Origin of the sequence: uncultured Maribacter sp. (assembly GCF_947495965.1) — a bacterium.
Classification (GTDB): Bacteria; Bacteroidota; Bacteroidia; order Flavobacteriales; family Flavobacteriaceae; genus Maribacter_B.
The window spans coordinates 1-23,748 of the sequence record NZ_CANMBB010000011.1 but is presented as its reverse complement, the minus strand read 5'-3'; the positions used below and the strand labels follow the sequence as shown (position 1 = coordinate 23,748).

The window sequence follows — 23,748 nt, the reverse complement described above, 5'->3', positions numbered from 1 at the left end:
CCGAGTTGTAAAAATAGGAAAGTAATTTTAAAAGAACAGTATATAGCATAAATTGGGAATCATCTTTTTAAAGAAAAATGTCCTTTGCGTATAAAATTTTCTATTGTAATGGAGTACCAATAATCTGCTGCAGGAAGTTTAGAATTATTAAAAGTGCCATCCCAACCTAATTGGTTGTCTAAAGAATTAAATAATAACTTTCCATAGCGGTCATAAATACTTAAAGAATAAGAAACACCAGGAGGAATCCCTTCTGGGATAAAATTATCATGAAAACCATCATTATTTGGAGTAAAAAACTTTGGTATTACTAAATGAAAATAGGGAACATAGATTTCTCCGCAAAAGTTGCGTTCTCTTATTGTAATAAAATATTGGCCTCCAGAGACAGCTTCAAATACAGGGTTAGTTTGGAAAATTCCAAAATTTAGAGCGTATTCAAATTCTCCAGTGTTTTTTGTTTTAATTATAATAGAAGGACCGTCTGAAGTAATGGATTTTAATATTGGGGCATCAATTTGTTCCAGAATAATTGTTTTTGTAGCGGAGCAACCATTTGTATCTGTAACTTCTACAGTATATGTTCCTGGCGTATTAGTTGAAATTGAAAAAGTAGTTTCACCAGTACTCCACAAGTAAGTTTCATTGGGAATATCTGCAGAGAATGTAATGTATTCTCCTTCACAGAAAATTAAATTTTCATCTACTACTATTGGCGTTGGGTAATAATTAGCTGTTACACCTACTCTAGAGGTAGATATGCATCCGCCTATTTCAGAAACAGCTTCGGCGTAGTAAGTTCCAGCTGTTGTTACTTGTATTAAGGAAGTGTTAGATTCTAATAAATTTCCTCCAGATGCAGCATCATACCAATTTACTAAAACACCTTCTGGAACAGTAACACTTAAGCCACTAATTTCTCCTTGACAGTTATTGTTATCACCATTATTTATAGGTTCCTCTGGAATAGGGATTATGTATACACTAAAAGTTTCTGATAACACATTACATTGGTCATTAGAAATGTTTATTGGATCTTCGGAAACTTTTACACGATAATGTGTAGTTGTATTCACTAAGGGAGTTGTAAAGTTAGGATTTGTTTCACCCAGAATGTCTGTCCAAATAATTTGATCTACGCTTTCTTGCCATTGGTATGCATGGGTATTAAAAATTGAAAAATCTGGAGTGGCAGTTAAAGTTGTAGAAATAGGCCCTTGGTCTGCGCAACTAGAAATGCTATTTTCATTGGTATTATTACGAACAGTTATAAAATCTCCACAGGATTTAAAAACAATATCGTCTATAGCTAGGTCGTTACCACAACCACCGTTACCATTATTTATCATTTTTAAAATTACCGAAGTTTGCCCTACTTCAGTTTTAAAAACTAAGCCATATTGTTCCCAAACAGGATTGGCTTGGCTCATAATGTTTCCAGTATCTCCAGATGCTAAAAGGGTTGTGTCTGTGCTATCCCATATTTGAAAACGTACGTTTATGGGCAGTCCACCATTCTCACAAAAACCATTAGGACTTTGCAAATTAATTAGCCATGAGGAAAATTCGTAAGAAGTATTCTCGCATAAACCACTTACAGTTCTTCTGTAAAATTCACCTGCTGTAAAATGAGCATTTACAATAAAAGATTTTCCATTTGTATCCCCGGGAGTATGGTCTGTAGTATTATGCCAATCGTAAAAATTGGTGTTGCTGCTTATAGTATAATCTCCATCCGCCGGTACACCCGTAGTGTAGAAGTAAGAGGTAATCCCTGTTGGTAGCGCAGGCCCTCTATCTGTTCCAGTTCCAAAAGTTTCTGTAAAAATAGGGTCGCCAGAATTTCCTCCGCAAAAACCTAACTGTCCAAAAAGAATTTGGGTAGATATAAGGCAAAAAAACAGAAATAGAAGGAGAGAAAAAGTGGTATAAGTTTTCAATTGTAAAATATAGTGATTAAGCTTGCGTTAAGATAAACATTTTAAGCAAGCTTAAAGATAAAACAGAGTGTCCAATTTTTTAAACAACGTACTTTTTCATATAAAAATTTCTAGGCCAGGATTGTGGTTTCCTACTATTTGGATATATCTAGTGCCATTTAGTGGAAAAACTACTTTTTGGAATACCATTCCTTTTTGGGTTGGGCTTTTCTTTGTGACATTTCCATTAAATTATCTAGTTTATGGACTAAATGATTATAATGATGTTAAGGCAGATGCAGTTAATAAACGAAAAGGAAATTTCCTGTTTGGTGCTAGTGCTTCTAAAGAAGAGTTAAAGGGTCTTTTGCAGAAAATAGGTGCTGTTATTTTACCATTTATAGTTTGGTTTTCTGTGACATCTGGATTTTACATGTTATTGTTGTTGGTCTTTATGGTGCTCATTAATATGGCTTATAATTTTGAACCCTTTAGAATAAAAGAAAGACCTCCGTTTGAGATTTTTATTCAAGTTGGTTATGTAACTACAGCTCTTTTTAGTATTCAATTAAATAATCTACCAGAACTACCTTGGCAAACGTTAGTATATTTGGCCCTTTTCGCTTTTCAGGCACATATTGCAGGAGAAATAATGGATATTGAGCCCGATGTATTGGCGGGTAAAAAAACCACCGCAGGAATTTTAGGCAGAAAAAAATCTAAAATGCTCATGACCGCTATTGTATTGCTAGAAGCTTTTTTAGTCTGGTTTTGGTTTCAAGATATTGTTTTGGCTCTTTTTCTAGCATTTTTTAGTATTTGGTTATTACTAGATGTTTTAATTTTCTTTAAAGACAAGCCATATACTTTATCTCAAATGAAATTATTTGGTTATGCAATTAATATTTCTGCCATATTATCTATGTTTTGGGTGTTGTATAGTGGAAAATTACTAATGCCATAAACAAGCTTTTGCTTTAGCTTTCCTCTTTCCTTTATTAAACTTATTTTTGCCGGGAATAAAAGTAATCCTATTATGCAGTACAATTTCAATGAAATTGAAGCCAAGTGGCAAAAATATTGGGCAGAAAACCAAACATTTAAAGCAGAAAACAATTCGGACAAAGAAAAATTCTATGTTCTAGATATGTTTCCGTATCCTTCTGGAGCAGGGTTGCATGTTGGACATCCGTTAGGGTATATTGCCAGTGATATTTATGCACGTTACAAAAGGCATAAAGGTTTTAATGTAATGCATCCGCAGGGGTACGATTCTTTTGGACTTCCAGCAGAACAATATGCTATACAAACTGGGCAGCACCCGGCAATAACTACAGCCGAAAATATTACAACCTATAGAAGGCAGTTAGATCAAATTGGTTTCTCTTTTGATTGGAGTCGTGAGGTAAGAACATCGGATCCAAAATACTATAAATGGACACAGTGGATTTTTATTCAAATATTTAATTCTTGGTATAATAAAGATACCGATAAGGCAGAAGATATTTCTAGCTTAGTTGCCGTTTTTGAAAAAGAAGGAAATGCTAGTATTAATGCCGTTTGTGATGAAGATATAGCGATTTTTAGTAGTGAGGAATGGAAGTCTTTTGATAGTAAAAAACAACAAGAGATTTTATTACAATATAGATTAACCTATTTGGCGGAAACTGAAGTTAACTGGTGCCCAGCATTAGGAACGGTTTTAGCTAATGATGAGATTGTAAACGGCGTATCTGAGCGTGGAGGTCATCCTGTAGTTCGTAAAAAAATGACACAGTGGAGTATGCGTATTTCTGCATATGCACAGCGTTTATTAGATGGTTTAGAAAAGATAGATTGGCCACAGCCTTTAAAAGATTCACAAACCAATTGGATAGGAAGGAGTCAAGGTGCTTCGGCAACTTTTAAAGTGAATGATCATAATGCGGTTATAGAGGTATTTACCACTAGACCCGATACTATTTTTGGCGTTAGTTTTATGACTTTGGCTCCAGAACATGAGTTGGTATTGCAAATAACCACACCAGAACAAAAAGCGGAGGTAGAAGCTTATATTGAAGCGACAGCAAAACGATCCGAGCGTGATCGTATGGCCGATGTTAAAACCATTTCTGGTGCTTTTACAGGTGCGTATGCAGAACACCCGTTTTCCAAAGAACCTATTCCTATTTGGATAGGAGATTATGTGTTGGCTGGGTATGGTACAGGAGCTGTAATGTCTGTTCCTTGTGGGGATCAGCGCGATTATGATTTTGCAAAACATTTTAATATTCCAATCCCTAATATTTTTGAAGGCGTAGATATTTCGGAAGAGGCTTTTGCAGATAAGAGTAAAACCGTGATTGCAAATTCCGATTTCTTAAACGGATTACCATATAAGAAAGCCATGAAATTGGCGATTTATGAGTTAGAGAAATTGGGGCAAGGTGAGGGAAAAATAAATTATAGGCTGCGCGATGCTGTTTTTAGCAGACAGCGTTATTGGGGAGAACCATTCCCTGTATATTATGTAGATGGTATGCCGCAGATGATAGCAGCGGAGCATTTACCAATTGCATTACCAGAAGTAGAAAAGTATTTACCAACAGAAACCGGTGAGCCACCATTAGGGAATGCTGAGGTATGGGCTTGGTGTACTAAAGAGAATAAAGTAGTGCATAACAGTGAAATAAATAATGCCACGGTGTGGCCGTTGGAGTTGAATACCATGCCAGGTTGGGCAGGAAGTTCCCAATACTTTAATAGGTATATGGATCCTACGAACAACAATGAAATTTTCTCTAAAGAAGCCATGAATTATTGGCAAGATGTAGATTTATATATTGGTGGTAGCGAGCATGCAACAGGCCATTTGTTATACAGCCGTTTTTGGCAAAAATTTATGTTCGATAGAGGTTTTGTTCCTAAAGATGAGTTTGCAAAAAAACTTATTAATCAGGGGATGATTACGGGGACGAGTGCTTTTGTTTATAGGGTTGAATTTAGTATTGAATCTGCATTTAATCCTGAGCATGATTCAGATATGAATGATGATGATATAAGATTGTTTTCTGAATTTGAAAAGAATCTAACAAGCAAAATAGGAAGTTTATTTGTACCTAAATCTTATGTGGATAAAGAATACGGGGATTTAGAAAAAATATTAAATAATTCATTATTTAATAATCAAATTGCTAAGGAATGGTCTGATTATGTTTTAAATAAATTTGAAATAAGTGAGGATCAAGTATACTTAAAGTTTCAACATTTAAACCCAATTCATGCAGATGTTTCTTTGGTTAGTGTTACAGACCAATTAGATATTGAAGCATTTAAAAATTGGCGAGAAGAATATAAAAATGCTGTGTTTATTTTAGAAGATGGAAATGTATATGATTCAAAATCTTTTCCAGAGGATAAATGGAGAGGTTCTTTTATCGTTGGTCGCGAGGTAGAAAAAATGTCTAAGTCCAAATACAATGTGGTAAACCCAGATGAAATTTGTGCAGAATACGGTGCAGATTCTTTACGTTTGTACGAGATGTTTTTAGGGCCATTGGAGCAATCTAAACCTTGGAATACGGCAGGTATTACCGGAACACACAGTTTCTTAAAAAAATTATGGCGTTTGTATTTTGATGATAACGGCGCAAAGTTTACGGATACGGAGCCAACTAAAGACAACCTTAAAACCTTGCATAAAACCATTAAAAAGGTAGAAGAAGATATTGCTAATTTCTCTTTCAATACCTCGGTATCTACTTTTATGATTTGTGTTAATGAACTTTCTACGCAAAAGTGTACTAGTAAATCTGTATTAGAAGCCTTGGCTATTTTGGTATCCCCTTATGCGCCACATATTGCAGAAGAATTATGGAGCCAGTTAGGGAATACAGCGTCTATCTCTACCGCGCCTTTCCCAACTTTTGATGCTAGTCATTTAGTAGAAAGCAGTAAAGAGTATCCAATTTCTTTTAATGGTAAAATGCGTTTTAAATTAGAATTACCGCTAGATATGAGTAAAGACCAGATTGAAGAAGTGGTAATGGCACATGAAAAAACACAACAGCAATTACAAGGAAGGACCCCTAAGAAGGTGATAATAGTTCCTGGTAAAATTGTGAATATAGTAGGATAAAAAAAAGGATTCCTCTCCTTTTTTAGGAGAGGGTTCTACTACTCTAAATAATATAGACTATGAAAAATATAGAAATTTTAGGGTTAGTAGCAGCAGTGTTTACTACTTCCTCTTTTTTTCCTCAAGTATATAAAGCTTGGAAAGAAAAATCTACTAAAGATATATCATTAACCATGTACATTGCTTTTTTAATAGGCATAATACTTTGGTTAATTTATGGGTATTATATTAATAGTATATCTATGGTAATTGCCAATACAGTAACTTTAGTATTGGTGCTAATTGTTATTGTATTAAAGTTTAAATACAAATAGAAAAAAAGTTTCGAGCCAAGACCACGGATTCTAGTTAAAAAGATAACTTCTAAAATTTAAGACAAGTTTCAGAGTATTTAAACTCTCATTATTGAATAAAAACAACTTGTACTTTTGCTTTTTCAAGTGTGCTATTCCTTTTTTCATAAAAAAAGCGCTCCGTTTTTTCTTCTTTTTTAACTTTTTTACTCCCTTTTTATAGTATTCTCATTCGACAATTCATTTATTATAATTTCTTACTTATTTTTGCATCACCCCTATAAATTGACAATATTTTTTCATAAAATAATATTATTTTTATTTTTGACCCTAAAAAATTAGGGGGTTGTTATTTCATATTTGATATATTTTGTCTTTGACCCCTAATATTTTGTTGTAAAAATTTTTTTATTTCAAAAGTTTATCACAAATTTGCTTCAGTATTACTAAAATCGTAACAAATGATAGTTGGTGTCCCAAAGGAAATTAAGAATAATGAGAGTCGTGTAGGAATGACTCCAGCAGGGGTTTTTGAGCTTGTTCGTTCTAACCATACAGTTTATGTACAATCTAATGCTGGAATAGGAAGTGGTTTTACGAACGAAGATTACCAACAAGTTGGTGCTATTATTTTAGATACTATAGGTCAGGTTTATGCTATGAGTGAAATGATAGTAAAAGTAAAAGAACCTATAGAGGAAGAATATACATTGGTACAAGAGGGACAAATTATATTTACCTATTTTCATTTTGCATCTAGTGAAGCCTTAACTAAGGCTATGATAAAAAGTAAGGCCATTTGTATTGCTTATGAAACAGTAGAGGATGAAGATGGTACCTTACCATTATTAACACCAATGTCTGAGGTTGCTGGTAGAATGGCAATACAACAAGGAGCAAAATATTTAGAAAAACCTGTAAAGGGTAAAGGAGTACTTTTAGGAGGTGTTCCCGGAGTGGCACCTGGCAAAGTTTTGGTACTTGGAGCAGGTGTAGTAGGTATACAAGCTGCTAAAATGGCAGCAGGTTTAGGAGCGCATGTCACTATTTTAGATATAGACATGAAACGTTTGCGTTATGTAAATGATGTAATGCCGCCACATGTTGTAACGGAATTTTCTAATGAATTTAATATAAGAAAACATATAAAAACACATGACTTAATTATTGGAGGAGTTTTGCTTAAAGGAGCTAAGGCGCCAAATCTAATAACTAGAGATATGTTAAAAGAAATGCATCCAGGAACTGTAATTGTAGATGTTGCAGTGGATCAAGGCGGGTGTGTAGAAACTACAAGGCCTACAACTCATGAAGACCCTACTTATATAATAGAAGACGTTGTGCATTATACTGTAGCAAATATGCCAGGAGCAGTGCCATATACCTCTACAATGGCCCTTACCAATGTTACTTTGCCTTATGTTTTAGCATTAGCAAAAGATGGCTGGGAAGTGGCTAGTTCTAAAAATGCAGCGCTACAAAAAGGGCTAAATATTGTAAATGGAGGAGTAGTATATAAAGAAATTATAGAAGCCTTTGGTTGGCAATCTTCTATGGTATAAATTAAGATTAAGTTAGTTTTAGAGACCTCGTCAATTTTCCTTTTTGGCTAATTCAGGAATATTGGCGGGGTTTTTGCTTTCTATTACTAAAAGAATTTGTTTGTAAGAATAATTCTTTAGTATATTTATTTAAAATTAAAAATAGAAAGTTATGTTTGGATTTGATATAGGTTATATAATAATTGCTGGAGCTTTTGGGCTTTTTAGTATGTTTGTTAGTAACCGTCTTAAAAGTAAATTTAAAAAGTATTCTCAAGTATATTTACGTAATGGTTTAAGCGGTGCAGAAATTGCAGAAAAAATGCTTGCTGATCACGGTATTACAGACGTAAAAGTTATTTCTACTCCAGGGATGTTAACAGATCACTATAACCCAGCAAATAAAACAGTTAATTTAAGTGAAGGAGTGTATGCACAACGTAATGCATCTGCGGCTGCTGTAGCAGCACATGAAGTTGGGCATGCTGTACAACATGCAACAGCTTATAGTTGGTTACAAATGCGCTCTAAATTAGTTCCAGTTTTAAATATTACTTCTAGATTTTCTATGTGGGTAATTTTTGGAGGAATGGCTCTTATGAGTACTACAGCTATTGGGGGTACTATAGCATGGGTTGGTGTTGCATTATATGGAATAGGAACATTATTTAGCTTTGTAACCCTTCCTGTAGAGTATGATGCTAGTAACCGTGCGTTGGCCTGGTTAAAGAATAAAAATATGGTAAGTCAAGAAGAATATGCTGGAGCAGAGGATGCACTTAAATGGGCAGCTAGAACCTATTTAGTTGCAGCTATTGGAGCGTTGGCAACTTTGTTATATTTTGCTATGCGAGTAGCAAGTAGAGATTAATAAAGCTTGATGTAATAAAAAATATGAGCCTCCAGTTTGGAGGCTTTTTTATATGGTAATTTGTCTGTCTATTTGTTGATTTAATGAGATAAATGTTTCTGTTCTAGAGACACCTTCTATTTGCTGTATATCTTTGTTTAATACATTCATTAAATGTTCATTATCTCTGCAAAGTATCTTAATTAAGATAGACCAGTTTCCTGTAGTGTAATGGCATTCTAAAACTTCTGGAATTTTCTCTAGCTGTTTTACAGCAATAGGGTTGCTCATTGCTTTATCTAAGTAAATACCAATATAAGCCATAGTGGTATAGCCCATTACTTTTGGGTTTATAATAAATTTAGAACCGGCTAAAAGTCCTGAGGACTCTAATTTTCGTAAACGTTGATGAATAGCAGCACCAGAAATGCCTATGCTTCTTGCAATTTCTAAGACAGGTTTTCTTGCATCAGACATTAAAAATCTTAGAATTTTCTTGTCTATTCCATCTATTTTAACATTTTTATCAGTAGATTTCATAAAAGTAGTTTCAAATATCTAGTAAAAGTAAAGAAAAGCTAACACATAATAACTTTTGGCTTTATACATTGTAGCCAACGTAAGGAACTTGTTGTTCTGTAAATAATATTCCGTAGTTTTCTAATTCTTTTAAAATAGGAGTATACACCTCTTTGGTAAGCGGTATTTGAACTCCTGGAGTGGTTATTTTTTCATTTAAAACTAATAAGGTTGCTATAGCAGCTGGCAATCCAACAGTTTTTGCCATGGCAGTATAAGTTCTATTTTCCCCTATTACCACCATATTTGCATCAATTTGATATTTTTTACCATCTTGCTCATATCCAATTTTATGATACATGATAATCATATCTTTATCGTCTTCATTTAAAGACCAACTTGCTTCTAATATTTCTTGTAGTATTTGGGCAGGAGTTGCATTTTCAAGAGCTATTTTTTTGTTGGCATTAAATAAGTCTAATTCAATAAGCTTACTCCAAATAATATCATCTTGATCAATATTTAAATAATGACGTAATTTTAGTTCTACAGAGTCTGTTGGGGAGTATGGTAAAAATAAATTTACAAATTCTCTATAGCGCATACCTAAAGAATTTTCAATGGTATAACTATCATCTGTCATTCCCAGTTGTACAAAGATATCCCAAGCTTTAGAAAAGCCTACTTTACGTAATGTTCCTCTATATAATGTTAATACATCATGTAAACCATATGCTTCTCTATAGTTTAAAGAATCTCTATTGGCATATCCTTCAAACTGTCCGTATCCAGGAATATTAAAAAATTCTGTTCTTCTAAATAATTTTTGATAGGGAATATATTTATACGTTCCTTCTTGAATAAATTGTGCTGCACCGCCTTGTCCTGCTAGTACAACATTTCTAGGGTTCCAAGTAAATTTATAGTTCCATAAATTAGTATCACTTTCTGCGGCTACTAAGCCACCTGTAAAAGATTCAAAAAGTAAAATTTTGCCACCTTTATTCCTAATAGAGTCTAACAATTGCATAGCACTCATATGATCTATACCTGGGTCTAAGCCAATTTCATTCATAAAAACAAGGCCTTTTTCTTTGGCTTGTTTATCTAAGGACTTTATTTCGTCACTTACATAAGATGCAGTAATTAAGTGTTTAGAATAGGTAATGCAATCTTGAGCAACTAGTATATGAAAACGTGCAGGTAGCATGGACACAACTATAGTACTATTGTTAATAGCTTTTTGCCTTTCCTCATCATTAAAAACATCTAACTTTAAAATAGTACAAGCAGCATGCGTAGCGAATTTTTCAGAAATTGCTTTAGGGTTAATGTCCCCAATGGTAATATGTAATTTTTCGGATTCGGATTTTTCTAAAAAGTAGTTTATTAAGTAGGATGTAGATTTACCAGCACCTACAATAAGTATTTTTCGCAACATGGTTTTTGTACTTTTGTGTCTAAGTAGACAAATATTATAATATATAATTGTTACAAATGTGAAAATAACAATAAAATAAGTTATGAACAAAACAATTTTTGGTACTGGGATTCTATTAGGAGTTCTTGCTGTTATATTAGGAGCCTTTGGAGCACATGCTTTAGAAAAAGTATTAAGTGTAGATAGTTTACAAAGTTTTGAGACAGGGGTTCGTTATCAAATGTATCATGCTTTACTGTTATTATTTTTGAGCACTAGTTCTCAGATTAAAGAAGAAAGAAAAAAGCTAGTTTATTATCTATTAACTGTAGGAATTATTTTTTTCTCTTTTTCTATTTATTTACTAGCTACAAATAGCCTTACAGGTTTTAATTTTAAAACTATTGCCCTTTTAACCCCTATTGGCGGTACAATTTTAATTTTGGGATGGGTAGTATTAGGCTATCGAACATTTAAGTAATTTGTCTAATTAATTAGCTTTTATATTGGGGAGGGCGTAAAATTTATATATGTTTGTACCCTAAATTAAAATTTACATGGATAAAATTAGGCAGTTTACGAAAACGATTTCGTTGAAAAAATATGGAATCAATCATGACAATTTTAACTATCAACTTTCTGCGGATGAATTACATGCCATTACTTTAGAGAAAGGATTAGGAGTAGAAGCTTCTAGCGGAGCTTTGGCAATTAATACTGGCGAGTTTACAGGAAGGTCTCCAAAAGATCGTTTTATTGTAAAGGATGCTATTACAAAAGATAAAATTTGGTGGGGAGATATAAACATCCCATTTGAACCAGATGCTTTTGATAAATTACATGATAAAGTTATTTCCTATTTAAATGAAAAAGAGCTTTATGTTCGTGATTGTTATGCTTGTGCAGATATTAATTATAGAATGAATATAAGGGTTATTAATGAGTACCCGTGGTCTAACATGTTTGCATATAATATGTTTATTAGACCTACCTCTGAAGAGCTTAAGAATTTTGACCCTGAGTGGACTGTTATTAATGCGCCTGGTTTTATGGCAGTAGCAAATGTAGATGGAACAAGACAGCATAATTTTGCTATTTTAAATTTTACAAAAAAAATAGCTTTAATTGGAGGAACAGGATATACTGGAGAAATTAAAAAAGGAATTTTTTCTGCATTAAATTTTATTTTACCTGTACAAAAAAATACGTTACCAATGCATTGCTCTTCTAATGTTGGAAAAGACGGCGATACTGCTATATTCTTTGGTTTATCTGGAACAGGCAAAACAACATTATCTACAGATCCTACTAGAAAATTAATTGGAGACGATGAGCATGGTTGGAATAATGAAAATGCAGTTTTTAATTTTGAAGGAGGTTGCTATGCTAAAGTAATTAACCTATCTGGCGAAAATGAACCAGAGATTTTTGGAGCTATAAAAAAAGGAGCAATTCTAGAGAATGTTATAATGGACGATGAAGGAGAAGTAGATTTCTCTGATATTAGTATTACACAAAATACTAGAGTTAGTTACCCATTATATCATATAGAAAATGTAAGGCAACCTTCTATTGGACATAATCCTAAAAACATTTTCTTTTTAACAGCAGATGCGTTTGGAGTTTTACCTCCAATATCTAAACTTACACCTAACCAAGCTGCATATCATTTTATTTCTGGTTATACTGCTAAAGTAGCAGGTACAGAGGCTGGCGTTGTAGAACCACAACCATCTTTTTCGGCTTGTTTTGGAGCGCCATTCATGCCATTGCACCCTACAGAATATGCAGAGATGTTAAGTAAAAAAATGAAAGATGCTGGAGTAAATGTTTGGTTAGTAAATACAGGTTGGACAGGAGGTCCTTACGGTGTTGGTACACGTATGAAATTAAAATATACACGTGCTATGATACATGCTGCTCTAAATGGAGATTTAGGTTCCTATTCGTATGATACGTACCATATACATTCTGTTTTTGGGGTGGCACAACCAAGGTTTTGTCCTGGGGTCCCAACAGAAGTGTTAAGCCCAAGAACTACATGGAATGATGATGATAAATATTATAAAACGGCATTTAAATTATCTAATGCATTTAGAAAGAATTTTGAAAAGTTTGAATCTTATGCAAGTGAAGAGATAAGGCGTGGTGGACCACAACGATATGCATTTTAGAAAAGTAAAAAACCCTGAGAATTTTCTCAGGGTTTTTTTGTTATTTATAGTTTCCAGTTTCCTAAAAAATAAAATAGGAACTAATTTATTTTTTATTAACATCATTAATATACTTCTGCAATGCCATTGTCATAGACGGTGTATCTGGTGTTGGTGCTTTAATGTCTATACGTAAACCAGCGCCGTTAGCAGCAGTTACGGTAGAATTACCAAAAACAGCTATACGCGTTTCATTTTGCTCAAAGTCAGGAAAATTCTGTAATAAAGACTCTATTCCAGACGGACTAAAAAAGACCAGAATGTCATAGTAAACATTTCTTAAATCTGATAAATCACTAATTACAGTCTTATAAAATATACCACGTGTCCACTGTATACCTAGTTTATCTAATGTTTCAGGAACAATAGGCTTTAAAACGTCTGACGATGGTAATAAAAATTTCTCGTCTTTATATTTTTTAAATAAAGTAACTAATTCATCAAAATTTCTTTTACCTACATATATTTTACGTTTTCTATAAACTACATATTTTTGCAAATAATAAGCAACAGCTTCAGACTGGCAAAAATATTTCATGCTGTCTGGTACTTTAAAACGCATTTCTTCTGCAATTCTAAAAAAATGATCTACAGCATTTCTACTTGTAAGAATAATAGCAGAATACTTGTGTAAGTCTATTTTTTGTTGACGTACATTTTTGGCGTTTACTCCTTCTACATGAATAAAAGGTCTAAAGTCAACTTTAACCTTTTCTTTGTCGATAAGTCTAGAATATGGAGAGTTTTCCATTTTTGGTTCTGGCTGAGATACCAAAATCGTTTTTACTTTCATACATTATACTATTTTATAGTAGGCTTCCCATAATCACGAAGGGTGCAATTTCGAGTGCGCAAAGGTACAAAATAAAATAGAAAAAATTGTGGGTAATAAATTTTTGATGGTTCTTTAGTACTGTAATCCAGCCAATACCATTAATTATTAGTATTAAAACTACAGTTATATATACTACTGTTTTAGATTCTTTTAGAATATAACAAAGGATTATGTTAGCAATAAACATAAGTATTGCGCTATAATTTAAGTAAGAAATTTTCTTAAAAACTAATTCAGAAAAGAGTTTAATATTACTAAATATAAAGCCATTTCCAATTTGTAAGATAAATTTTATAATTTGAAATAATACTACTGTTCCTAGTATTATAAAATAGCCAAATATTTTTTGGTCCGGATGCGGTTGCGATATAATACACCATGCAAAAAACAAAAAAAGTGAAAAATTTATAATTTGAAATAATGTAAAAAAGACATTAAACCAGTTCATTAATTTTTCCTTTTTATTATACATGAAAATGTATTTGTTATTAAAAGGAAGAATTATATAATTTAAAAATCTAGTATAAAACAGACTTTTAGCTATAATAATAAATAGTAAACTACTAAAAAGTAGAATAGTAATCCAGTCTAAAGTTCCAGTTGTTCTAAAAATAGGCTCCATTAGTGTAATTTTATATTTGAGCCATTTAATCCAGGAATAAAACCATTTTCTGAGATACTTATTTTAAAGTAACTTGGCTTTTCCATTTTAGATTTAGGTAGTTTTATCTTAAAGTTGGTAGTGTCTTTGGCATTTAAAGTTAAAATATTTTCTTTTAATGTAGTTGGTGTAATAGAAATTAAATCTTTTACTTTTTTGTATTTATCTAAGTATACTACAGAAAATTTTAATTTTTTAAGAGGTACTGCTTTATCATATGGGTTGTATACTTGTAGGGTGTATTCTTTGGTAGTATTAAGTGTTTCTATGTCTTCTTTTATACTGCACTTAAGTTTTCTATAAGATTCAAAATTTTCGATAAAATTACCGTACAAAAAGGTACCATCTATGCGCTTGTATTTTATGTCCCCTTTTTTATGGTAATTAGTAACGTAAAGTACTTTCTTGTTTTGAACCGTTTCTTCTGTCTTATCAATAGTGTATTGGTTTTGTCGATAATATATATTATTTAAAGAATAGGTATTACCTCCAGTGTAAAAAGCATACATAGGCGTGGTTCTGTAAGAATTTTCAAAAACTACAGGAGTATCGCCTATTTGAGAATGTAAGTTGTTAACCCATAACTTATTTCCATGAGTTTCATAATAGATAGGAAAAAGTGGCTTGTAAATTAAACCTATTCTTAGAATAACTAAAACAATGGTATTTATGATAGCTGTTCTATAAATCCATTTTAATGCATTTTTGTTAGTTAGCATATAATTATATGCTAGTATAAATAATGGTATAGATATTATTATAACCCATTGGGTTTGTATTCTTCTATTAAAACTAGAAATAAAGAAAAATATAATAAAGCCATAAGTTAGGTATAGTAAAGCCTTTATAAAAAGGTCTGTTGCTTTGGTTTTATACAAGGCTTTGTATACCCACGGGAAAGTAAAGCCCAATACGGCTACTAAATTAATGAAGAAGCCAACAGTATATTTTTCAAAATTATAAGCGCCATTTGGGCGTTCATACAAATGATATTTTATAGAAACAAATTCGTGTTCATATAGCCATATAAAATGTGGTGTGTAACATACTAAAGCTATACCTACGGCAATCCATGCGTATTTATTTAAAGCTAATTTTAAATTAGATAAAATTATAAAGAAAATAACCAAGAAAGCATGGTATTTACTATACATTAAAGCGGCAATAATAACCCCTAAAATCATGGCTTTGTAGTAGTTAGGATTTTTTATAAAGTGTTTGTAAACTAAAAGAAAAACACAAGTAAAAAATACAAGTGGCGTATCTGGTAATGTAAAAAAACCATATGCGTTTAATAGTGTTAGGGAAAAGGCAAAGGTGAAAAAAGGAAGTATATGCTCTCTTTTTTTAGGGTTATCTATTAAAAGCCATAATATAATTATAGAACCAATAGAGAGAATACAACTCATAAAACGAACCCCAAGCTCACCATCAAAGAAAAAACTACTAATTTTAATAAGAAAAGCTACCATTGGAGGGTGATCAAAGTAACCCCAAGCCATATCTTGTGCATAGTGCCAATAATAAGCTTCGTCATAAATAAGCTCCGTAAAATATGCCTGTAATAAGTTTAAAATAAGAAGGCTAGCTAATAAAATAACTAGTAATTTAGGAAGCTTTTTTAGCATTTTAAAAATTAATTTAAGCCAAAATTACGAATTCTACTTCTTATGTTTCTATTTAAAAAAAGTATAAATACTAAAATCTCATTTTTCTAGAGACATTAAAACACTATTTTTGTTAAAATTCAAAAGAATTCCATGTCCGATAGTTTAGTAATAATCCCAACATATAACGAAATAGAAAATGTTGAGGCTATAATTCATGCTGTTTTTGAGTTAAAGAAAGATTATCATGTTTTAATTGTAGATGATAACTCACCAGATGGTACTCCTGAAGCTGTATATGCATTACAGAAAAAATTTCCAGATCGTCTTTTTATAGAAGTTAGGAAAGAGAAATCTGGATTAGGTACTGCATATATCCATGGATTTAAATGGGCAATAGAAAAAAAGTACGATTACATTTTTGAAATGGATGCCGATTTTTCTCATACACCGTCGGACTTAATAAGATTGCATAGGGCTTGTTTAAATGGCGCAGATGTATCTGTTGGTTCTAGATACAAAAAAGGAGTAAATGTAGTAGACTGGCCTTTATATAGGGTTTTATTATCCTATGGAGCTTCTTTTTATGTAAAAATGGTGACAGGGATGCGGGTACATGATCCTACAGCGGGTTTTGTATGTTATAGAAGGTATGTTTTAGAGAATGTAAACTTAGATTCAGTTCGTTTTATTGGGTACGCTTTTCAAATAGAAATGAAGTTTAGAGCTTATGTACAGAATTATAGTATAGAAGAAGTTTCTATCGTTTTTAGGGATCGTGTACGAGGAAAATCTAAAATGAGTGGGTCAATTATAAAAGAAGCTATTTGGGGTGTTTTAGTTATGAAACTAAGAAGTCTTTTTCAAAAAAATAAGTTTTAAGTATGGGTAAAATTATTATTAAGAATGCAAAAATAGTTAATGAAAATACTATTTCTGAAAATGACATTTTAATACAGGATGACATAATTCTAAAAATAGAAAAGAATATTAGTGATGCTACTGCTAAAATTATAGATGTAGAAGGTAATTATGTTTTTCCTGGAGTAATAGATGATCAAGTACATTTTCGTGAGCCAGGACTAACACATAAAGGAGATATAGCATCGGAGAGTAGGGCTGCCGTAGCTGGTGGTATTACTACGTATATGGAGCAGCCTAATACTAATCCGCAAACAACTACTATAGAAAAATTAGAAGCTAAATTTGCATTGGCAAAAGAGGTTTCTTATGCTAATTATTCTTTTTTGTTTGGTGGTACAAATGATAATTTAGAAGAAATAAAGCGTTTAGATAAAAATGCATGTTCTGGTGTAAAGTTATTTTTAGGTTCCTCTACTGGAAACATGTTAGTAGACAATGAGCAAGTAATAGAAAGTATTTTTAATAGTACGCAAATGGTAATTTCTGCTCATTGTGAAGATGAAACTACTATAAGAGAAAACATGGATACATATAAAGCCAAGTATGGAGATGACATTCCTATTAAGTGCCATCCAGAAATTAGAAGTGCAGAGGCTTGCTACATTTCATCATCTAAAGCAATAGCACTTGCTAAGAAAACAGGAGCAAGGTTTCATGTTTTTCATTTAACTACTGCTAAGGAGATGGATTTGTTTCAAAATGATATTCCTTTAGAACAGAAAAAAATTACTGCAGAGGTTTGTGTGCATCATTTATGGTTTTCAGAAGAAGATTATGCAACCAAAGGAACCTTTATAAAATGGAATCCGGCAGTAAAAAAAGCTACAGATAGAGATGCATTGTGGAAAGCACTTTTAGATGATCGTATAGATGTTATTGCAACAGATCATGCACCACATACTTTAGAAGAAAAAAAGAATGTGTATACAAAAGCACCTTCCGGAGGGCCTTTGGTACAACATGCGCTACCTGCACTCTTACAAAAATATAAAGAGGGTGTTATTTCTTTAGAAAAAATAGCGCAGAAAATGTGCCATAACCCAGCTATTTTATTTGAAATAGAAAAAAGGGGATTTGTAAAAGAAGGCTATTTTGCAGATTTAGTTGTTGTAAATACAAATGATGCTTGGAAAGTAACTAAAGAAAATATTGCGTATAAATGTGGTTGGTCTCCTTTTGAAGAGCAAACCTTTAACTCTAAAATTACACATACTTTCGTTAATGGACATTTGGCTTATGAAAACGGAAAATTTTCGGATAAGCGAAACGGAAAAAGGCTAACTTTTAATAGGTAAACATGAAAAAAATTGGAGCTTTTATTTTACTAGTTACTTTTTTTGCATGTAATGAAAAACTAGTAGAAAAACCGGAAAATCTTATTCCTAGAGATAAAATGGTTATGATTCTTAAAGAAATGGCCATTATTAATGCTTCAAAAAACACGAATATAGATTTGTTAAGGGATAATAAAATAGACCCTACAACCTATGTTTTTAATAAATTTAAGATAGATAGTGCTCAATTTGTTTTAAGCGATAAGTATTACGCAGCAATACCTTTAGAGTATGAGTCTATATATAAAGAGGTAGATACCTTACTTAATATTGATAAAGTAAGGTTGCAAAATCTAAAAAAAGAAAAGGATAGTTTAAAGAGGATTGAAAAACAGGCATTAAAAAAGAAAAAGGATAGTTAAAAAAGACCAATAATTAACGTTCTTTCTTATAAAGAGAGGAACAAAAATCTATGGTTTTTTTAATGTTTTCAAACTTAAAAGGCATTCTTTTTAATATTTTTTCGCTAGAATATATTTCTCTGTTTTTTAAAGAAAAAATAGAGTTTTTTGTAATGCGTCTTTCTTTTTTAGTTAATAAACAAATAAGCCAATCTACATAACGTCCAAGTTGCAGTTGCCAAATTTTAAGTTCTTTTTTGGGGATATTTCTATCTAAATTAGTGGCAATAAAACTTAGAATTTCTTTAAAACTTAGATTGTTAGATACTGTAATAAAGCGTTCATTTTGTATTGGGAGAATCATTAATTGCTCAAGAATTTTAACAACATCCATAACAGATATAAAACCTGTTCCCCCAGGAGGATAATAAGAATAACCTTTGTTTGCAGTTGTAAAAAAGGCTCCACTACCACTTTCCCAAAAACCAGGGCCAATAATTACCCCAGGATTTATAATAACAACAGGAACATTTTCTTGAGATGCTCGCCATACCTCCATCTCTGCTTTGTATTTTGTTAAAGCATATACATTGGTATGGTCTTCTTTCCATTCATTTTCTTCAGTTGCTTTTTGGTTTTTAAGGCTTCTGCCAATGGTGCCAATGGTGCTAACATACGCTAATTTTTTAATGCTATGCGCAATACAAAGGTTTACAATATTAGCGGTTCCTAGGACATTAACTTTTTTTAATTGATGGTATTTTTTGGGGTTAAAAGAAATAAATGCAGCAGCATGGTAAACATATTCAATATCTAAAAAGGCAGCTTCTAGAGCCGGTATATCTAATAAATCTGCTTTTACCCATTCTATTTTATCAAATAACTCTTGAGGGTTTTCAACATAATAAGAAAAAATAGTAGCAACACGTTTTAGATTGCTACCTTCTCTATAAATTGCTCTAATACGTTCTTTGTTCTGTACCAATTGCAGAAGAAGATGCGAGCCCACTAAACCAGTACCACCAGTAACAAGAATCATACTTCAAATGTAGCAAAAGCAAGGAGAGTTCGCATAATGTTATTTATAATTTTTAGAAATAGATTTTTTTAGAATCTAGCAGTAATAAGATTAGCTATGTAGATGGGAGAATGTATTAATAACTTTTATATTTGCATCTTACTTATTGAAAATAGAATTATAATGGCTACCAATTTTGTAGAAGAGTTAAAATGGCGTGGAATGTTGCATGATGCAATGCCAGGAACAGAAGAACATTTATTATCTGGAATGCAATCTGCTTATGTAGGAATTGATCCAACTGCTGATTCTTTACATATTGGTCATTTAGTAGGAGTAATGATGTTAAAACACTTTCAATTAGCAGGCCATAAACCGTATGCTTTAATTGGTGGTGCTACAGGTATGATTGGGGATCCTTCTGGAAAATCTGCAGAACGTAATTTATTAGATGAAAAAACGTTGCGTCATAACCAAGCAGGATTACAAGAACAATTATCTCGTTTTTTAGATTTTAAGAGTGATGCTAAAAATGCTGCTGTTCTTGTAAATAATTATGATTGGATGAAAGATTTTTCATTCCTAGAATTTATTCGTGATGTGGGTAAGCATATTACGGTAAATTATATGATGGCAAAAGATTCTGTAAAAAAGCGTCTTTCTTCCGAAGCTAAAGAAGGAATGTCATTTACAGAGTTTACCTACCAAATGGTGCAAGGCTATGATTTTTTACACCTTTTTAGAGAACATAATTGTACCCTACAAATGGGCGGTAGCGACCAATGGGGAAATATTACTACAGGAACAGAACTTATAAGAAGAATAGGTGGTGGTAAAGGTTATGCATTAACATGCCCATTAATTACAAAAGCAGACGGTACTAAGTTTGGAAAAACCGAAGGTGGTAACGTTTGGTTAGATGCAAATAGAACGTCACCTTATAAATTTTATCAATATTGGTTAAATACTTCGGATGCAGATGCAGAGAAATATATAAAAATATTCACTTTTATTTCTAGAGAAGAGATAGAAGCTTTGGTAAAAGAACACCAAGAAGCGCCACATATGCGTTTATTACAAAAAAGATTAGCCGAAGAAATTACGGTAGCGGTACACTCTAAAGAAGACTTAGATAATGCGTTGCAAGCAAGTGCAATATTATTTGGAAAATCTACTTCTGAGGATTTAAAAAAGTTGGATGAAAAAACTTTTTTAGATGTTTTTGAAGGAGTGCCACAAGCAGAAATTTCTGCATCTGAAATAGAGGAAGGCTTAGATATGATTGGTGCATTAGCTGCAAAAACAGGATTTTTAGGGTCTAATGGGGAAGCACGTAGAGAATTAAAACAGAACTCTATCTCTGTAAACAAAGAAAAAGTAAAAGAAGACTTTAAGATTACAAAGGTAGATTTAATTAATGAAAAGTTTGTTTTGTTACAACGTGGTAAAAAGAACTATTTTGTGTTAGTTGTAAATTAAAGTAACTATATAAAGGTACAGACATCTTAAAATAAATAGTTATGAGAGCTATAGTTTTACATTGTGTTTTATTAATGGTATTAGCTATTTCTTGTAGCTCTAAGGATGAGGTAAAGGAACCTACTTTAGATGTTAATTCTGAAAAATGGGAGCTTGTAAAAATGATATCTAGTAGTAAAGGTATAGAAACTACAGGGGAGGATATGGAGTGGCAAGAATACTATATTTTTAATTCTAATGCTACTTTTATTAAATCTAAAGATATAGCAGGTGAGGTAAAAGAATCTTCTGGAACTTACACAAGAGAAAATTTTGATACTCAAGAGTATTTAGAACTTACTTATTCTAAAGGAACAGAACTTGTAGCTGGCTGTACAAGCAACAATAAAGAACAACTTTTTTATAAAAAAGGAGATGTTTTAAGAGGTAGCTGGGATGCTTGTGATGGTCCAAGCTTAGAATATAAACAGCTAAAAAAGTAAATTAAAGCACCATTAAATTGCAACCTCTAATATCTGAATGGTCAAAACGCCCTAAAATTTCAAAACTACCATTTTCATAGACCTTACCAAGGTCTTGAGTTGCAATAAAAGAACAAGAGTTTATATTGGCTAAATCTATTACATTAACACCACCAGTTTTTCCATAGTCTTGTAATGTTAATGGGTCTTCCGTGTCTCTGGTTAGTATTTTCATCCAGGGTGGGCAATTAAAAATACCATCGCCTTTAGAATACCCTTGAGACAAGAGCTCCGTCATACCATATTCAGAATGAATTTTAGAAAGCCCAAAACCTTTTTTTAAAGTTTCATGTAGTTCTTCTCTAATCATTTCTTTACGTCTACCTTTCATTCCACCAGTTTCCATTACAACAGTGTTTTTTATATGTAATTGGTTGGCTTCAACCAAGTCTAATAAAGCAAAAGAAACCCCTATTAAAAGTATTTTTGTTTTGGTATTTTGTAGTGTTTTTAAAGTTTCTAGTAAAGTATCCGTATTATTTAAAAAAAAGCCACTTTTTGGGTGTTCACTTTTTTTTATCAAATCGTCTACCATATAAATTAAAGAAGAGCCTTTACGCTCTAAATAAGAAGGTAATAATGCTAAAACACAATAATCCTTTACAGAGCCATAAAAATGCTTAAAAGCTTTTAAATAGCTTTCTTCATATAGTTTGGTGTTTGTAACATAATGTTTACTGGTAATAGATCCAGTAGTACCACTACTCGTAAATATTGTACTTGCTTTTTCTTTTCCAGAAAGTATTGTTTTAGATTTAAAAAAATCTATAGGAATAAAAGGAATATCTTGGATTTGGGACACATTGGAACTATCTTTTCCTAAATGATTACAAAATTCTTGGTACACCAAATTTGTTTTAAATTGATGTTTAAAAACTTGTAGTGTTAAAGCATTAAAGTCTGCTTTAGAATTTATGGTAAAGATGTCTTTTATGTCTATCATTCGCGATTGCAAAAATAGCCAAAAATGTCAAGAGGTAATTTATATATAAGTTAGTATGTAGTCTAAATATATTTATTTAACCACCAATTTTCTACTAGTAGATTTTTCGTTTTCAATAACAGTAACCACATATACTCCAGAAACTAATCTAGACACATCTAAGTTTTTATTATTAATCCTATTTGTTAAAACAATTTCACCAAAGACGTCATAAATTATAACTTCTTTTTCGTAATTATTTTTTGTAGTAATATAAACCAATCCGTTAGATACCGGATTAGGGTACAACTTAAATTCTGCAATTTCACTGCTAGTGTAATTAAAAGAATTTTTATCTTCTTGTGCAGATACAGTGTAGGTAACTACTATTAGTAGGAGCAAGTAGATTTTTTTCATAAGTATTGATTTGGGATCAATACTGTAAAGGTATGTTATAGTTTTATGTAAAATTCTAAAATGTTGTGAATTACAATAAATTGTATGTCAATGAATTATGAAGTGTATTTCATCGATAAAGTTGGTAAAACAACGAAAGTAAAATAAGCTTTGTTACTCGATAATCGAGATTTAAATGCTCCGACGCTTGCGTCGAAATCAATACTAATTTTCCTTCTAATGCCTCGCGGGCTTGCCCCGAGGTTATTTACTTAATAATAAGTTTTCTAGTAGCAACTTTATCTTTTTCATAAACGCGTAGAACATAAACCCCTGCATCTATATTATTTAGCCCTAGCTCTTTTCCTAATATGGTGGTTTTAAGAATTTGAGAACCAAAGACATCAAAAATTAATATTTTCTTTGGGCCATTTTCAGAAGTACTAATAAAAACTTTACTGTTTGTAACAGGGTTAGGATATAATTTAAACCCATTAATTTCTCCTTTGCTATTAGCGCTTTGTGCATAGCTAAAAGAAAAGAATAAAAAGAAAATTAGTAGGTAAAAGTGCTTCATAAGTAATGGTATACAAACAGTGTACCACAAATATATAAATTCTTATGCCTGTATAAATTTTGTAAGAGCAGATATTGTTAAAAGATCGATGAAATGCAAAATGATCGATGAAATGCACAAAAAATGACATAAAGTCCACCTTTTCTGAGTTTGAAAAGCATTTCTTTCATTAAGTTAAATACTTTTGTCCAGTCCTAAATAACCGATACAGATTATTAAAGGATTAAATTTATTACTTAAAGTTCAACGATGCTAGCATCG

General features: G+C 32.0%; 22 protein-coding genes. 12 read left to right on the top strand and 10 right to left on the bottom strand.

From position 1 onward, the window contains the following. Window positions 1–59: 59 nt before the first annotated feature. Complete coding sequence (locus Q0820_RS16065; RefSeq protein ID WP_298489175.1) at window positions 60–1,940, bottom strand: T9SS type B sorting domain-containing protein; 1,881 nt, start codon at window positions 1,938–1,940, stop codon at window positions 60–62. Between the two features lie 67 nt (window positions 1,941–2,007). Here Q0820_RS16065 and Q0820_RS16060 point away from each other — a divergent pair, with 67 nt between their 5' ends. From Q0820_RS16060 to Q0820_RS16040, 5 genes are all read left to right on the top strand, one after another. Beyond that, complete coding sequence (locus tag Q0820_RS16060; RefSeq protein ID WP_298489174.1) at window positions 2,008–2,883, top strand: UbiA family prenyltransferase; 876 nt, start codon at window positions 2,008–2,010, stop codon at window positions 2,881–2,883. 72 nt (window positions 2,884–2,955) lie between these two features. Next, entirely contained in the window at window positions 2,956–6,036 is a 3,081-nt protein-coding gene (locus tag Q0820_RS16055) for a class I tRNA ligase family protein (protein WP_298489172.1), read from the top strand. A 59-nt stretch (window positions 6,037–6,095) separates the two neighbouring features. Next, entirely contained in the window at window positions 6,096–6,350 is a 255-nt protein-coding gene (locus Q0820_RS16050) for a SemiSWEET family sugar transporter (protein WP_298489170.1), read from the top strand. 440 nt (window positions 6,351–6,790) lie between these two features. After that, on the top strand, window positions 6,791–7,891 hold the full coding sequence (gene ald / locus Q0820_RS16045; RefSeq protein ID WP_298489167.1) for an alanine dehydrogenase: 1,101 nt from the start codon (window positions 6,791–6,793) through the stop codon (window positions 7,889–7,891). 151 nt (window positions 7,892–8,042) lie between these two features. Further along, the gene (locus tag Q0820_RS16040) at window positions 8,043–8,741 is read left to right on the top strand and encodes a zinc metallopeptidase (protein ID WP_298489166.1); all 699 of its coding nucleotides are present in this window, start codon (window positions 8,043–8,045) and stop codon (window positions 8,739–8,741) included. Window positions 8,742–8,789: 48 nt separating this feature from the next. Here Q0820_RS16040 and Q0820_RS16035 read toward each other — a convergent pair whose 3' ends face one another. Together Q0820_RS16035 and Q0820_RS16030 are read right to left on the bottom strand one after the other, a co-directional pair. Next, window positions 8,790–9,260 (bottom strand): Lrp/AsnC ligand binding domain-containing protein, encoded by a 471-nt coding sequence (locus Q0820_RS16035; RefSeq protein WP_298489164.1) that lies wholly within the window; start codon window positions 9,258–9,260, stop codon window positions 8,790–8,792. Between the two features lie 61 nt (window positions 9,261–9,321). Then, complete coding sequence (locus Q0820_RS16030; RefSeq protein WP_298489162.1) at window positions 9,322–10,680, bottom strand: saccharopine dehydrogenase family protein; 1,359 nt, start codon at window positions 10,678–10,680, stop codon at window positions 9,322–9,324. A gap of 82 nt (window positions 10,681–10,762) precedes the next feature. On the opposite strand from Q0820_RS16030, the gene Q0820_RS16025 reads away from it, so the two are divergent. Next, window positions 10,763–11,140: a DUF423 domain-containing protein gene (locus Q0820_RS16025; RefSeq protein WP_298489161.1), complete on the top strand. Its 378-nt coding sequence runs from the start codon at window positions 10,763–10,765 to the stop codon at window positions 11,138–11,140. Between the two features lie 76 nt (window positions 11,141–11,216). After that, window positions 11,217–12,833: a phosphoenolpyruvate carboxykinase (ATP) gene (gene pckA, locus Q0820_RS16020; protein ID WP_298489159.1), complete on the top strand. Its 1,617-nt coding sequence runs from the start codon at window positions 11,217–11,219 to the stop codon at window positions 12,831–12,833. Window positions 12,834–12,918: 85 nt separating this feature from the next. On the opposite strand, the gene Q0820_RS16015 is transcribed toward pckA, so the two are convergent. Genes Q0820_RS16015 through Q0820_RS16005 form a run of 3 tightly spaced genes read right to left on the bottom strand, consistent with a single transcriptional unit; the run spans window position 12,919 to window position 15,996 of the window. Then, window positions 12,919–13,665 carry a uroporphyrinogen-III synthase gene (locus Q0820_RS16015; protein WP_298489157.1) on the bottom strand — a complete coding sequence of 249 codons (747 nt, stop codon included), beginning with the start codon at window positions 13,663–13,665 and terminating at the stop codon, window positions 12,919–12,921. Window positions 13,666–13,678: 13 nt separating this feature from the next. Then, window positions 13,679–14,329 (bottom strand): DUF4271 domain-containing protein, encoded by a 651-nt coding sequence (locus Q0820_RS16010; RefSeq protein WP_298489155.1) that lies wholly within the window; start codon window positions 14,327–14,329, stop codon window positions 13,679–13,681. Continuing rightward, window positions 14,329–15,996, bottom strand: coding sequence for a glycosyltransferase family 39 protein (locus Q0820_RS16005; protein ID WP_298489153.1), 1,668 nt, complete (start codon window positions 15,994–15,996; stop codon window positions 14,329–14,331). The genes Q0820_RS16010 and Q0820_RS16005 overlap by 1 nt, the downstream gene beginning before the upstream one ends. Window positions 15,997–16,128: 132 nt before the next feature. Between Q0820_RS16005 and Q0820_RS16000 the strand changes: the two genes are divergently transcribed. From Q0820_RS16000 to Q0820_RS15990, 3 genes are read left to right on the top strand one after another with little or no spacing between them, the layout of a single operon-like run. Further along, window positions 16,129–16,857 (top strand): polyprenol monophosphomannose synthase, encoded by a 729-nt coding sequence (locus Q0820_RS16000; RefSeq protein ID WP_298489151.1) that lies wholly within the window; start codon window positions 16,129–16,131, stop codon window positions 16,855–16,857. Between the two features lie 2 nt (window positions 16,858–16,859). Then, a complete protein-coding gene (locus tag Q0820_RS15995; protein ID WP_298489149.1) occupies window positions 16,860–18,194 on the top strand; it encodes a dihydroorotase in 1,335 nt (444 codons plus the stop codon). 2 nt (window positions 18,195–18,196) lie between these two features. After that, complete coding sequence (locus Q0820_RS15990; RefSeq protein WP_298489147.1) at window positions 18,197–18,595, top strand: DUF4296 domain-containing protein; 399 nt, start codon at window positions 18,197–18,199, stop codon at window positions 18,593–18,595. 13 nt (window positions 18,596–18,608) lie between these two features. On the opposite strand, the gene Q0820_RS15985 is transcribed toward Q0820_RS15990, so the two are convergent. Beyond that, window positions 18,609–19,613, bottom strand: coding sequence for an SDR family oxidoreductase (locus Q0820_RS15985; RefSeq protein ID WP_298489145.1), 1,005 nt, complete (start codon window positions 19,611–19,613; stop codon window positions 18,609–18,611). A 162-nt stretch (window positions 19,614–19,775) separates the two neighbouring features. On the opposite strand from Q0820_RS15985, the gene tyrS reads away from it, so the two are divergent. Beyond that, window positions 19,776–21,071, top strand: coding sequence for a tyrosine--tRNA ligase (gene tyrS / locus Q0820_RS15980; RefSeq protein WP_298489143.1), 1,296 nt, complete (start codon window positions 19,776–19,778; stop codon window positions 21,069–21,071). A gap of 41 nt (window positions 21,072–21,112) precedes the next feature. Beyond that, window positions 21,113–21,553 carry a hypothetical protein gene (locus tag Q0820_RS15975; RefSeq protein WP_298489141.1) on the top strand — a complete coding sequence of 147 codons (441 nt, stop codon included), beginning with the start codon at window positions 21,113–21,115 and terminating at the stop codon, window positions 21,551–21,553. Window position 21,554: 1 nt separating this feature from the next. On the opposite strand, the gene Q0820_RS15970 is transcribed toward Q0820_RS15975, so the two are convergent. The 3 genes from Q0820_RS15970 to Q0820_RS15960 all read right to left on the bottom strand — a co-directional run bounded on the left by Q0820_RS15970 (window position 21,555) and on the right by Q0820_RS15960 (window position 23,487). Next, a complete protein-coding gene (locus Q0820_RS15970) occupies window positions 21,555–22,535 on the bottom strand; it encodes an acyl transferase (RefSeq protein WP_298489139.1) in 981 nt (326 codons plus the stop codon). A 72-nt stretch (window positions 22,536–22,607) separates the two neighbouring features. Then, window positions 22,608–22,931, bottom strand: coding sequence for a T9SS type A sorting domain-containing protein (locus tag Q0820_RS15965; protein WP_298489137.1), 324 nt, complete (start codon window positions 22,929–22,931; stop codon window positions 22,608–22,610). Window positions 22,932–23,178: 247 nt separating this feature from the next. After that, window positions 23,179–23,487 carry a T9SS type A sorting domain-containing protein gene (locus Q0820_RS15960; protein WP_298489135.1) on the bottom strand — a complete coding sequence of 103 codons (309 nt, stop codon included), beginning with the start codon at window positions 23,485–23,487 and terminating at the stop codon, window positions 23,179–23,181. Window positions 23,488–23,748 lie beyond the last annotated feature (261 nt).